Origin of the sequence: Simiduia litorea (assembly GCF_042853465.1) — a bacterium.
Lineage (GTDB): Bacteria > Pseudomonadota > Gammaproteobacteria > Pseudomonadales > Cellvibrionaceae > Simiduia > Simiduia litorea.
On the sequence record NZ_AP031497.1, the window covers coordinates 1602688 to 1616072 of the forward strand.

At 50.9% G+C, this 13385-nt stretch carries 10 protein-coding genes; 5 read left to right on the plus strand and 5 right to left on the minus strand.

Translation table 11 applies throughout. The annotated features are described in order from the left end of the window. Nucleotides 1-26: 26 nt before the first annotated feature. Together ACGHTT_RS06990 and ACGHTT_RS06995 are read right to left on the minus strand one after the other, a co-directional pair. Nucleotides 27-1679: a lytic polysaccharide monooxygenase gene (locus ACGHTT_RS06990; RefSeq protein WP_390594365.1), complete on the minus strand. Its 1653-nt coding sequence runs from the start codon at nucleotides 1677-1679 to the stop codon at nucleotides 27-29. Between the two features lie 203 nt (nucleotides 1680-1882). Further along, nucleotides 1883-3313 (minus strand): PLP-dependent aminotransferase family protein, encoded by a 1431-nt coding sequence (locus ACGHTT_RS06995; protein ID WP_390594367.1) that lies wholly within the window; start codon nucleotides 3311-3313, stop codon nucleotides 1883-1885. A gap of 138 nt (nucleotides 3314-3451) precedes the next feature. On the opposite strand from ACGHTT_RS06995, the gene ACGHTT_RS07000 reads away from it, so the two are divergent. Further along, nucleotides 3452-4333, plus strand: a complete 882-nt coding sequence (locus tag ACGHTT_RS07000; RefSeq protein WP_390594368.1) for an EamA family transporter — start codon at nucleotides 3452-3454, stop codon at nucleotides 4331-4333. Nucleotides 4334-4455: 122 nt separating this feature from the next. Here ACGHTT_RS07000 and ACGHTT_RS07005 read toward each other — a convergent pair whose 3' ends face one another. The 3 genes from ACGHTT_RS07005 to ACGHTT_RS07015 form a co-directional block, all read right to left on the minus strand. Further along, nucleotides 4456-6318 carry a DUF885 domain-containing protein gene (locus tag ACGHTT_RS07005; protein WP_390594371.1) on the minus strand — a complete coding sequence of 621 codons (1863 nt, stop codon included), beginning with the start codon at nucleotides 6316-6318 and terminating at the stop codon, nucleotides 4456-4458. A gap of 228 nt (nucleotides 6319-6546) precedes the next feature. Beyond that, entirely contained in the window at nucleotides 6547-7707 is a 1161-nt protein-coding gene (locus ACGHTT_RS07010) for a tetratricopeptide repeat protein (protein WP_390594372.1), read from the minus strand. A 157-nt stretch (nucleotides 7708-7864) separates the two neighbouring features. Then, complete coding sequence (locus ACGHTT_RS07015; RefSeq protein ID WP_390594374.1) at nucleotides 7865-8698, minus strand: helix-turn-helix domain-containing protein; 834 nt, start codon at nucleotides 8696-8698, stop codon at nucleotides 7865-7867. Between the two features lie 126 nt (nucleotides 8699-8824). Between ACGHTT_RS07015 and ACGHTT_RS07020 the strand changes: the two genes are divergently transcribed. Genes ACGHTT_RS07020 through ACGHTT_RS07035 form a run of 4 tightly spaced genes read left to right on the plus strand, consistent with a single transcriptional unit; the run spans nucleotide 8825 to nucleotide 13290 of the window. Continuing rightward, the gene (locus ACGHTT_RS07020) at nucleotides 8825-10630 is read left to right on the plus strand and encodes an acyl-CoA dehydrogenase (protein ID WP_390594375.1); all 1806 of its coding nucleotides are present in this window, start codon (nucleotides 8825-8827) and stop codon (nucleotides 10628-10630) included. Between the two features lie 38 nt (nucleotides 10631-10668). Continuing rightward, a complete protein-coding gene (locus ACGHTT_RS07025; RefSeq protein ID WP_390594377.1) occupies nucleotides 10669-11127 on the plus strand; it encodes a MaoC family dehydratase in 459 nt (152 codons plus the stop codon). 47 nt (nucleotides 11128-11174) lie between these two features. After that, on the plus strand, nucleotides 11175-12092 hold the full coding sequence (locus ACGHTT_RS07030; protein ID WP_390594378.1) for an SDR family NAD(P)-dependent oxidoreductase: 918 nt from the start codon (nucleotides 11175-11177) through the stop codon (nucleotides 12090-12092). A 16-nt stretch (nucleotides 12093-12108) separates the two neighbouring features. Beyond that, a complete protein-coding gene (locus ACGHTT_RS07035; RefSeq protein ID WP_390594379.1) occupies nucleotides 12109-13290 on the plus strand; it encodes an acetyl-CoA C-acyltransferase in 1182 nt (393 codons plus the stop codon). Nucleotides 13291-13385: the final 95 nt, after the last annotated feature.

Here is a 13385-nt window from a genome sequence, read left to right on the forward strand (position 1 = left end):
TCTCAAACCAATAGGTCCAAGCTAATTTACGGGCAGGTTGCCGCGCCTATATCGGCCCAGCTGTCATCGCTGCCTGGCTCGGCTTGGGTCCACCAGTTAGCTTGCCATTGGCGTTGGTTGTGATCGACTTTGTCGCCACTGCTGTAGCTCTTGCCGGCCTGCCATTGCAGGGCAATATTGCTGACCAGAAGCCAGGCGTCGTTGTTTAAACTGGGTTGGCTGTTGTTCCACCACTTGGCTTGCCAGACTAATTGTTGGTGGCTGACCTGTTGGCCTTGGGTGTAGTTAGTGCCCACTTGCCAAGCGGGAAAGTTGCGGGCGTTGGGGTCTGTGGTTTGGCAATTTTGCGAACTGACGTTAACGGTCAATATAGTCTGCGCGCTGACGTTGTTAACCCCATCGGATACCTGCACCGAAATGTTGTGTTGCTTGGTGGCGCTGGGGTTGCCGGTGTTGACGCTTAGGGTGGCTGAATGGGTGCCGCTAGCCGCGAGCTCTGCAGGCACTTGCCAGTGATACGTTAGGGTATCGCCCTCTGGGTCCTCGGCGAGGGCGGTAATATTAACGCTTTGGTTGGCCTGAGCGATGATGCTGCCGGTCAATGACACGCTTGGTGCTTGATTGGTTTGTGCTTTTTTTACATCGAGTGCAAAGGTGTGTTGGTTGTTGGCCAGCCAGACTTGGTTGGCGCGCAGGTCGGCGGTGTTGTAGTTGATATCGCCTTGGTTATTTTTAACCCCCACTTGAACCTTTTGGCCGTGATTTGCCGTCAGCTTATCGACCAATTCTTGCGCCCAGCTGTTGGCGTTTTGGTTGCTACCGGTGATGGGTAAAATCTCGAAAACAAGCTCTTGGCCATTGCCATCGAAAACTCGAAACCACACCTTGTCGCCCGCGACTGCCTCTGTACCTTGGGGCAGGTAATAACCTTTCTCGAACCATTGCGGCTCACTCACACCACCGAAGCTGATGTCGCTGCAATTGTAAAAGCCTTCGCCGGCTTGGTCGTCGCGTTGCCAGCGGGTGTAGAGAATGGCGTTGCCTTGGCGGTTGGCCGGTAGCTGCACGGGCATGCGGTAAACTCGCTGACCGTTTACCACTTCTGTAGCCACGTTGGCGGCGCTGTCGATTAAATCGAGGTGATGCCAGTTCAGTACTTGGGTGGCTGAATCAAAGCCCGGCTTACTGAGGTAAAACTCCCAGAAGGAAGGGTTGTGGGGCGTTGAAGCATAAAAGATGAAGTCCATTTTACCTTGGGCGTTGGTGACAACCTGCGTTTTTTGCCAGTCTGGGTGCGGTAAATCCATACCGCGTTTGGCTGGGTCGCCGGCGGCGCAGAGATTGCCATCGGTCACCACGGCTTTAACGGCTTCGATGTTGTTGTAGTTAGCCACATTGGCCGAGAACTCGTGGTGCTGGGTGAATGGCACGGTACCGGAATCTAAAAAGGCGGCACGGCAGGCACTATTGGGCATGTTGGAGCCGTCATCTGGCCACCAGTAACCGCCATCCTCTACGCAAAATTGTTGTCGCGCTTGTGGCTGTTGCACATAGCCATGGCCGTGGCTGAGCGGGGTGATGAGTGCCGCAAAGACGAGGCTTAGGGGTACTATTTTTAGTTGGCTGGGTAGGCGTTGGAGGCCAGATCGGGGCCGGAAAATGGATGCTGTTGTTATCATTATCTTCTCCTTGGAGTTGTGTGATTAACGCCGGTATGACCCCTTTAGTGCGGTGGCGGCAGGGACAACGTTGTCATTTATGGGAGATTACCCTTGCTTGCACCAAAATTGAACAAAAAAGGCATGTACAGGCGTGCCAGCCAAGGTGGGCGCAGAAAATGTGAGATGTTGCTGGCTGGGCAATTAGCGGTGGGGCTTGTTTGTTAGCGGGCTTTTTTTATGGCGTGACAGAGTGCTATGAGCTGCTGTTTGACGCTGCGTTGATCGGGAAGGCATTCATCCAATGGCCAGCCGGCGTTGATGCGGATGTAGGTATCGTAGTGGGAGAGGGTAGAGAAGGCACGCCCAGGCCTGATGTCGAACTTTTGTTCCAGCTTCTTAAGGAGATCGGGCTGTTTCAATGCCTCAGCCTCAAGCCAAATTACCGTGCCGCCCTTGGGTTGGCTGATGGCGACAGTGTCGCCCAGTTCCTGGCTGATGATGTCTCGGTAAGCTGTCAATTGCTGCATAAGCCGTAGGCGTAGTCGCTGTAAGTGCGCGAGGTATTGTCCGGTTTGGATAAAATCCGACACCGCCAGCTGCACCGGCTTGCTGACACCAATGTGCGTGGTTTTCTGTTTACTAGTGTAATCGTGTAGGTATTTGCCCGGTAAACACCAGCCAACCCGCAAGCCTGCGCCTAAGGTTTTTGAGACTGAGCCACACCAGAGAATCCAACCGTTTTTATCCCAATGCTTTGCCGGTAGGGGGCAGTTTTTTTCTGTGCCTAGCTCTAAAAAGACGTCGTCTTCAATCATCGGCACCCGATATTTTTCTGCCAGCGCTACCAGCTTTTGTTTCTGACTTGGCGTCATGCTGATGCCCTGTGGATTCATGTGTGTGGTGCTAAATAGCCCCGCTTGGATTTTTTTGTCTTGGCAAAGGCGCTCTAGTTGCTGTAGATCAATGCCTTCGTTTGTGCAGGGAATCTCGATGACTTTGCGTTGTTTATTGGTCAGCTGATCGAGCAGGCCGCTGTAGCAGGGCGAGCTAATGGCGATGGTGTCGCCAATACTGGTGGTGACCTCGATGGCGAAATTTACCGCGTCTAAACAGCCATTGGTGATGACCAGATCATCGCCGTGAAAGGCGAAGCCCTGTTGCAAAAAGTGCTGGGATAGGGCTTGTCGAAGTGCTGGCTCGCCTTGCACCGACGGGTAAAAATTGAGTCCGTCGCCGAGTCGATTCAAGCTGCGTTTGAAGCTGCGCTGTAAATTTTCTGTCGGTAACAGGCTGGGTGCCAATTGCGATGTGCCAAAGGGGCTTATCGGATGTGGCTTGCTGTTTAAGCGTTTTGGCTGCGCCTCTACTGGCTCGTAGCGCGCGTTGAGCTTGGGTTGTATGGCGCGGCCTTTGAATTGAGGCTGATGCGGCGTCGGATGCACGGTCATAGGTTTTTTGACAAAGTAGCCGCGTTGCGGCATGGCCTCCAGCCAGCCCAATTCTTCTAAATAGCGATAGCAATTAATCATCGTGGTGATGCTGACGGCGTGGCGGTTGGCACTGGCGCGCAGCGACGGCAATTTTGCGCCTTGTGCGAGCAACCCCGCTTCAATGTCGTCGATGATATTGGTAGCAATGTTTTTATAGTGCATGGCTGACATCACATGTGTATGTTTCGCTCATGATGCCATGCCGTGTTTTCATCTGTATATTATTTTTTATCTAAATGTGTATCTGTTTACTTTTTCAGGAATGGCAATAATTACCCCATTCTGCTGGGAGTAAAACGTATGAGCGCAAGAGATCTGTTTATAGGCATCGCCCTAATGGTGCTGTGGGGCTTTAATTTTTCAGTGATTCAACTGGGCGTGGAGCACGCACACCCCACTATGATTACGGCGGCTCGATTCTTTTTTGCTGCGACTCCCGCGCTTTTTTTTGTGCCGAGGCCGAAGGTGCTAACGCGCTATTTGGTGGGCTACGGTTTAAGTTTTGGGTTGGGCGTGTGGGGCATGATGACGGTGGCCATGAAGCTTGGCGTATCGCCAGGTATGGCTGGTTTACTGTTGCAGTTGAGTGTGGTATCGAGTTTATTGTTGGGTTGGTTGTGGCTGCAAGAACATATCGCGCTAAACAAAGTCCTGGGTGTTGCCTTGGCGTTAATTGGTTTGGCCATCAGTTTGTTTATTGAGGATGGTTCTTTGCCGTTGGTGGGTTTGCCCTTTGCCTTGGTGGCCGCTGTTTGTTGGAGTGTTAACGGCATACTGGTTAAACGCTCTGGCACGCGGGAGGTGTTTAGTTTTTGTGTTTGGGGTTTATTGTTTGCACCCATCCCCTTGTGTGTGATTGCGTGGTTAAGCCATGGCGAAAATTTTCTTATGGGCTTTGCCGGCGATCATTGGAAAAGCGTTTGGTTTAGTGTTTTATTTCAGGCCTATCCGACGACGTTATTCGGTTACTGGGTATGGAATAAGTTGGTGGTGAAGTACCCGTTATCTACCGTGGCGCCGCTCACCTTTTTAACGCCTGTTGCGGCGCTGTTAGGTGGTGTGATTTTTTACGGCGAGGCAGTGGGGGTGAGTAAGCTATTTGCCTTTTCGTTTATTTTATTAGGGCTTTTAGTGAGTCAAACGCAATTGAAAAACTACTTGCCGAGGCTAAAGAAAACCTAGAGGCGCGTGACCTTAGGTTTTGAAAAATTCGTAGTAGAATAAAAGTAGAATAAAAAAGCCCGACCAAGTTATCGGTCGGGCTTAGCCTTAGGTGTCCATGGTTAAGGTATGGCTGTTTCAGCTCAGCCTTGTTGTATTGCTATCCAGCGATCAACGCGATCTTCCAGCATAGGTACAGGTAGCGCACCGCCACCTAGGATGGTGTCGTGAAAGCCGCGAATATCGAACTTATCACCTAATGCTTTTTCGGCTTTGGCTCGTAGTTGTTGAATTTTAATCATGCCTATTTTGTAAGCGGTCGCTTGACCTGGCCACACGAGGTAGCGTTGAACTTCCGAGCGCACGGCGGTTTCTGGTATCGAGGAGTTAGCTAAGAAGTACTCTACAGCTTGCTCTTCCGTCCAACCTTTGGCGTGCATGCCGGTATCTACCACTAAGCGAATTGCGCGCCAAATTTCGGCGGTTAAATTACCAAAACGCTTGTAAGGGTCGGAAAAAGCGCCCATTTCTTTGGCCAATTTTTCCGCATACAGGGCCCAGCCCTCGGTGTAAACCGTAAAGCCCACTTGGGTGCGGAAGTTGGGGATGCCAGTCATTTCTGCGGCAATAGAGCGCTGCATATGGTGACCGGGGTTGCCCTCGTGGTAGGCAATGGTTTCCATGTCGGCCTGAGAGTAGGCGTTCATGTCGGCCAAGTGCGCATAGTAGATGCCGGGGCGGCTACCATCGGCTGTACCCGTGTAATAGTGCTGCGCGCCGCCTGGCTGCTCGCGAAAGGGTTCAACGCGTTTAACGATCAAATCGGCTTTCGGCAGAATGCCAAAGTACTCGGGTAGCTTGAGTTTAATGGCGTCTAGGAAAGCCTTTGAATCATCCAAATAGCCTTGGCGGCCGGCGTCGGTATTGGGGTAGTAAAACTGTTTGTCGGTGCGCATAAAAACGAAAAAATCGGCCAAGCTACCTTCAAACTTCACCTCCTTTCTAATCTCATCCATTCCCGCTTTTATACGTGCGACTTCGGCTAGGCCCAGTTGGTGAATTTGTTCGGGCGTCATGTCTGTGGTGGTAATGGATTTTAACCGCTGCTGATAATAGGCCTGGCCGTTGGGTAGCGTGCTGGCACCGGTGCTTGCCGGCGCGAGCGCTATTTCTGCACTTAACCAGTTGTTCAGTGCGGTGTAGGCGGGTAGTAAATCCGATAGTAATCCTTTGCGTGTTGCTTCCTGTAATTCGCTGGCTTCGTCTTGAGTGATTAAGCCATCGGTTTGCAGTTGGGCAATTTTGGTTTTCGCATTACCCCAAATCGGCGAGTCTTTGTCGGATTCGGTAAAGGGCTGGCCGGTAATCATATTCTGCGCTTGCGTCAAACTGCCTTCGAGTGCGAAGCGTGGCGCTCTCACGTCGAGCGATGCGGATTTTTTTGCCCGCTCAAGGTATTGACCGAGCGCTTTGGAAATGCCAGAAATACGCGCGACATAGGCTTCCATATCACTGCGATTATCAACTTTATGAAAACTCATTAAGAAGGTTGGTAAGGACGCTTGTGGACCGCGCATTTGATTAAAGATGTAGCTATTGTTGCGAAATTTGCTGTCGGCTTTTTCTTCTTCGTATTGAAAAATCCACAGATCAAAGGAGCTTTTCGCTTCGTCCGAGAGTGCGGCGTAATTAATAGTCTTCTTGAGCTGGACAACGCTATCCTCAAGCCAAGCAAGCTGACGCGCATGGGCCTCGTCACTGACGTCGTCAATTTGGTTGTAGAGATCTTTTCGGCCTAGGTAGCTGAGCGACATGGGGCTGAATTGCAACTGCTCTTCATAGCGCGCATTTAACCATTGCTCTAATTTTTGCGATTCCGATTGCGTGGTCTCAGCAGCCGTTGCTTCGGCTTTGCTGGGTGTTGAAGGTGTTGATGTGTTCGGTTCGCAGGCGCCGAGTAACAGCGTAGCTGCCAGAGCCGATAGGGTGTAGGCCATTTTTTGCATAGCATATTTCCTAATTAATTATTATTGTTGGACGGGCGTTCAACAGGCGCGACCATCATCCCATAAACGGCGCGGAGGGTCGAGACAAGGCCGCCTTTTAACGCGGTGCAGGTGAAACCGCGTTAACCTTGCTCCAGTTTGGTAAGCGATTTCAATCGTGGTATTGATAAACCAATAGGGGATAGCTTTTAAGGTGGGCTATGTAGTTACGCCAATACATTTGGTTTTTCAATGTAAGGCCGCTAGGCGCTCAAGCTTGGTTTGATATATTTCTTTTTCGTCGGCTTTTAAGGCAATATCTTCAGCAGTTTGTAAATCCTCCGTTGCCTTCGCTTTCATGCCTAGGCTTGCGTAAATTTGGGCCCGTAAGTAGAAAAAGCGATGATCTTTGTCAAATAGCTTTATCGCTTTATTGACGTGAGCCAAGGCTTTTTCGTTATCGCTCTGCTGTTGGCTATCTAGGGCACGTTTGAATTGAAGATAAGGATTGCGCTTATGGAAGTTTTTCAGCGCCTGCTGGATTACTTCCGCTTCAGATTCGCGATCGCTGGTCTCGTAAATCCGCGCTAAATTGCTTGCGGCTACGGGTTCAAATTTTCCGAAGGATAGCGCGTGTTTAAAAGACGCCTCTGCAAGGTCTTTTTGATTCGTTCGATTATAGAGTACGCCTAAATTACTCCAGATAAAATGGGTGGTAGGGCTAAGCAGTATGGCTTTCTTGAAATAGAGAAATGATTCAGTAAAGGCTTGATTGTTCATGGCCTCTACGCCCCGGTTATTGTAATACAGCGCTTCGGCTTCGGCTTTGGAAAGTGTGCTTTGCTCGTAATTTTCGTTGTAGTCTTCCATATTAATGTCGACCACCATATCTTGATAATGCGGCAGTTTGACCAGTGCATTGACATGTCGGTAGTAGACTAATCGATTGCCATCTTGGAGGTCCCAAGTTGGCGGAATAGCGACATCATTGAGCTCTGCTTTTAAGCCAACTTCCTCGGCCATGCTTATAAATAACATGGTGAAGGACAGACAATTGGCTTCTCTTCTGGCAAAGGACTCAGCCGCGGTGTAGGTGGCGCTTGGGTTGTAATCCAAGCCAAGAGTATTGGGGTTCATAATGGCCCAAACGAGTTGCCTCAGGCGAAAGTGGGCACTCATGGTTTTGGGCGCGTAATGCTGTGCAAACAGCTTCATTTCATCGGTTAGCGCAAAGGGGTCTTCGTCGGGTAAGGTGAAATCGACATTTTCATTGAATGGCTTTTGGCTGAAGGCGTTACCTGCCAGCGCGCGCTTTAACAGTTCTGGCGACGTATCGGCGATGTCCGGTGTTGTTTGGCAACCAGCGATTAAACATAGGCACAAGCTGACAACTAGCTGACGGTAGTACATTGTCGCGGCTCCCTAACACTCTCGTATATTTCAACATAGCGAGACTTAGCCTCAATGTCATGGTTCATGCGATAGATGGCGCCTTAATTGCGATCATATTGATCGCGAGCGATGCGCTCTATGGCCCGTTATAGCTATTTGACCTAATGCCTTTGGTTTAGGGTAATAACGGGTGTTTCGTCTTGGGGTCTACTAAATCGGTTAAATCTAACGATTCGTCTTCCGGGTACAAGGTGCTGACCGTCAAGCGCGGTTCGGCCAGATAAGCGGCTGGGCCTAAGGCGCCGACCGTTTGGCTGACGTTGTAAAAGCGCTGTAATTTACCCGCATAGTTGATTTGTAAGCGATAGCTGGCCATGGGCTCGAGTTTTGCGGCTCGCTGGGCCCAATCGGCCGGGACATTTTTATGGGTTAAATAGCGCTCAAAGGTGGTTAAATCTCTGTCTGAGTTGCTCAGCATGGCGTTTTGCTTGAGCGCCATGAGGATCATGGAAAGGGTATCCTCCCAGCCAGTTAATAGGGTGCTGTCGCCCATTTGGGTGAATAGAAAGTCGTATAGGTTAGTTACTTTTTCGAGATTGCTGGCACCGATACGGGGTTGATAAAAATTGACCCAGGCCTGGTTGACCATAAGAATTTTGCCCGTGCTGTCGGTGAGCGCGGTGGGAAATGGGTTCAGTGCCTTGAGTGTTAAGCCCATGGCCTTGCGCAGCCAGCGTAGGTGGGTATCGTTGTAGTCTACCGCCGTTTCTTGCACATAAAAGCCGGCGGCGATGCGCAGGTGATTGCGGTCGCGCTCGCCGAGGTTGAGGGTCTTAGCAATTTCCTCCACCAGCGCTTCACTGGGGGCACTGGCGTGATTTTCGAGCCGGCTAATATGCCGAGGCGAGCTGCCGAGGCGTTCCGCCAACTCTTCTTGACTCAGCGTGTGAACGCCGCGCCAGAAGCGTAGAAATCGACCAAAGGCTTTTGAGTGAGTGGATTTGCTCATGGCTGACCTTACTTGTCTCCGCGCGGTTTAGAGCTGGGGTCTACCGGACACTCAATGTCATGGCTTGCCGGTCTAAACACGTCAATAATCTGGTTATATTAACGCAAATCGATAAGGCAGAGAGTTATGGTTGCACCTATCTTGAATGAACGCGATATCGCCTTTTGGTTATTCGAAGTGTTCGACGTTGAGAAACTAACACGCCGCGAGCGCTATCAAGACCATAACAAGGAGTCTTTCCTCGCTGCGGTGGAGTTAGGCCGCAAAGTGGCAGAAAAGCACTTCCTGCCGATTCGCCAAAAAGTCGATACCCATCAGCCAACCTTTGATGGTCAGCGCGTTAGCATGATTCCTGAAATTAAACCGGCTATCGACGCAGTAAATGCCTCGGGTTTGGCCTGCCCTTGTGCCGATTATGAAATGGGTGGCATGCAGTTGCCGCCAATTGTTGCCAGCGCCGCGACAGCCTATCTATCGGCTGCTGGTAGCACCACGCTTGGCTATACCAGTTTAACCAATGCTAATTGCAATTTGATTGAATCCCACGGCAGCGCCGAGCAAATTGCCAAATGGGTTGTGCCCATGCGAGAGGGGCGTTTCGCTGGCACCATGGCGATGACAGAGCCATCGGCCGGCTCCAGCATGGCGGATTTGAGTACCAGCGCGGTGCGGTGCGACGACGGCAGTTATCGGATAACCGGCAGTAAAATATTTATTTCCGGTGGCGATCACGAGCTGACAGACAATATCGTGCATTTAGTGTTGGCGCGGGTCAAAGGTGCGGCAAAAGGCATTAAAGGTATTTCACTTTTTATTGTGCCGAAGCTGTTGGTGAACGAAGACGGCAGCCTGGGCGAGCGCAATGATGTTCATTTAGCGGGTCTTTTCCATAAGATGGGTGGCCGAGGGCAAACTTCTTGCGCCCTAAGTTTTGGTGAGCGAGACGGCGCTGTAGGTTATTTGGTGGGCGAGGAGAATCAAGGGCTTCGCTATATGTTTCACATGATGAATGAAGCCCGTATTATGGTCGGCACCAGCGCTGCGGTAACGGCGTTAACGGGGTATCAATATTCATTGGATTACGCCAAAGAACGGCCGCAAGGGCGCTTGCCTTCGTCGAAAGACCCAGCCTCTGCACCGGTTAATATCATCAAACACCCCGACGTGCGGCGCATGTTGTTGGCGCAGAAAGCTTATGCCGAAGGTGCCTACTCACTTTGTCTTTTTGGCGCCCAGTTATCCGATGACGAGCGCACTGCAGAAACCCAGGCCGAGCGCGAGCAGGCACATTTGTTGTTAGACTTTTTAACACCCATGATTAAATCTTGGCCATCAGAATATGGCCCAAGAGCAAACAGCTTGGCAATTCAAGTGCTGGGTGGCCACGGCTATATTAACGAGCACCCAGTTGAAATGTTTTACCGCGACAATCGCCTGAATGCTATTCATGAAGGGACTTATGGCGTGCAGTCTTTAGATTTGTTAGCGCGTAAAGTGCCGATGAATAATATGGCCGGTTATCGCGCCTGTGTGGCGGCTATTGAAGCGACCATAGCGTTAGCAAAAGCACACAAGAATTTGCAGGCTTTCGCCGAGCAACTCACTGCCTGCCTCGCGGTCTTACAAACGACGACCCAGAGTTTATTAGCGGCGATGATGGAAAAGCCGATCGATCTGGCCTTGGCGAATTCGGTTAAATATCTCGAACTATTTGGCAATATCGTCATTGCTTGGATGTGGCTCAAGCAGGGCATCGCGGCGCAAACAGGTTTGGATGCTGCGCGCCACGAGGACGATCGCAATTTCTATTTGGGCAAGCTGCAAGCACTACGCTACTTTTTTAACGTCGAGTTGCCAGAAATTCACGCTTGGTCGGCATTGCTTTGCAACTTGGAGAGTAGTGCCTTCGATATGGAAGAGCGCTGGTTTTAACCCTAATGAATGATAATAATTGTAAGGAGTGATGCACTGTGAAAACCATTAATCGAACGGATATTGAACAATACGCGGGCTATCAGGCTGAGCCCAGCGCTTGGCATCAAGTCACTCAAGCACAGATCAATGCTTTTGCCGACTGCACCTTGGATCACCAGTTCATTCATGTAAACCCAGATGCCGCCGCAAAGACGCCTTTTGGCGCTACAATTGCGCACGGATTTTTATCCTTATCGATGCTCTCACATTTTGCCGAACAGTTTTCTTTAGTGATTGATGGCACGGTGATGGGCATTAATTATGGTTTTGATAAAGTGCGCTTTATCAACCCAGTGAAAGTGGGTAGCCGCATTCGCGCCCATGCGACAATACTCGATATTATTGAGAAGAGTCCTGGTCAATTTTTATCGCGTACGAATGTGAGCATTGAAATTGAAGGCGAGGAAAAGCCTGCACTGAGTGCTATTTGGCTCGGTATGCAAATCGTTGCTTGATGTAAAAATATTAATAGGGCGGGAATCGCCCGGCACAGGAGTTAGCCATGAGTATTGATTTTAACGGCCGTGTTGCCATTGTTACGGGTGCGGGAAATGGTTTAGGGCGCTCGCACGCACTGGAACTTGCCAAGCGCGGCGCCAAAGTGGTGATTAATGATTTGGGTGGTGCTCGCGATGGTAGCGGTGGCTCCTCTGAAGCCGCGAAAGCTGTGGTTGCCGACATAATTGCAGCGGGTGGTGAGGCTATAGCGCACGGCGCCAACGTGGCGAATTTTGATGAAGTCCAAGACATGGTTGCACAAACCATGGAAAAGTGGGGGCGCGTTGATATTCTAATCAACAACGCCGGTATCCTGCGCGATAAGAGCTTCGCAAAAATGGATTTGGCGGATTTTCGGTTAGTGATGGACGTGCATGTAATGGGCTCGGTTAATTGCACCAAAGCCGTGTGGGACATTATGCGCGAGCAAAACTATGGTCGCATTGTGATGACTACATCGTCCTCTGGCATGTACGGAAATTTTGGCCAAACTAACTATGGTGCAGCAAAAATGGCGGTCATTGGTTTCATGAACACCTTGGTGTTGGAGGGGCAGAAGAATGATATCCGGGTCAATTGTTTAGCGCCGACAGCGGCCACGCGAATGACCGAAGATATTATGCCGCCAGAAATTTGTGCCATGTTGCAGCCTGAAGCCGTTACCGCTGGCGCGCTAACGCTGTGCCATGACGATGCGCCGAATCGCATGATCTTATGTGCTGGCGCCGGTGGTTATGCGTCGACCCGTCTATTTGAAACGGACGGAGTATTTATTCCGCAAGATCAGCAGAGCCCAGAGACAGTACTGGAGCAGTGGGACGGTATTTGCGATATCGGCAATCAGGCTGAATTAGCCAGTGGCATGAAGCAATCAGAAAAGTTTTTGACCAAAGCGATGACTTACGTGCAAGCCAATAAATAATGAAAGGAAACGCACCATGAAAGAAGCCGTTATTGTTTCAGTTGCACGCACGCCGATTGGTCGCGCTTACCGCGGCGCATTTAATAATTTAGAGGCGCCGAGCTTGTCGTCTTGGGCGATCAAAGCCGCGGTTGAGCGCGCGGGGATCGAGCCTGCTGAAATCGATGATTGTGTCTGGGGCGCCGCGTTGCAGCAGGGGTCGCAAGGTTTTAATGTGGGCCGCCAAGTGGCCTTGGCGGCCGGTTTACCGGTGACTGTGTCGGGCATGAGCTTGGATCGTCAGTGCGCCTCGGGTTTAATGTCCATCGCCACAGCGGCCAAGCAAATTGTTGTCGATGGTGCGCCAGTGGTGCTCGCGGGTGGTTGCGAATCCATCAGCTTGGTGCAAAACGAGCACATGAATATTCACCGCATGGTAGATCCAATGGCCATCGCGCATGCGCCACATATTCATATGCCTATGTTAGATACCGCTGAAATTGTGGCGAAACGTTACAAGATTTCCCGGGACGCGCAAGACCAGTACGCATTGGAGTCGCAATTGCGCACGGCGAGAGCGCAAGCGGCTGGAAAGTTTGCCGATGAAATTGTGCCGGTGACCGCGACTAAATTGGTATTCGATAAAACCACCGGCGCAGCGACGGAAGAACAGGTGACACTGACGCAGGATGAGGGTAATCGTCCCTCGACCAGCTTGGACAGTTTGAATGGTTTAAAAGCGGTGCGCGATGGCGGTTCAATCACGGCTGGTAACGCTTCGCAGTTATCCGATGGTGCAGCGGCCGTTATTCTGATGGAGCGCAAGCTCGCCGAGCAGCGCGGCCTTGCACCGTTAGGCATCTATCGCGGCATGGTTGTTGCGGGTTGCGAACCGGATGAAATGGGTATTGGCCCCGTGTTTGCCATCCCCAAATTGCTCAAGCGCCATGGCTTAACCATTAACGACATAGGCTTATGGGAATTAAACGAGGCCTTTGCGGTTCAGGTTATCTATTGTCGCGACCAGCTGGGTATTCCCGATGAGCAGCTGAACGTCAACGGCGGTGCTATTTCCATTGGCCACCCCTACGGAATGAGTGGCGCGCGGATGGTGATGCATGCACTTATTGAAGGTAAGCGTCGCGGTGTTAACTATGTGGTAGTGACTATGTGTGTTGGCGGAGGTATGGGTGCGGCAGGTTTGTTTGAAGTTATTTAATAACTGCTAACGGCCATTAAGACTGCGCCTATATTTTTAGCGTTAATGTGTATGATTTAGAAGCCCCGGGTTGCTGTTGCATCCGGGGCTTTTTT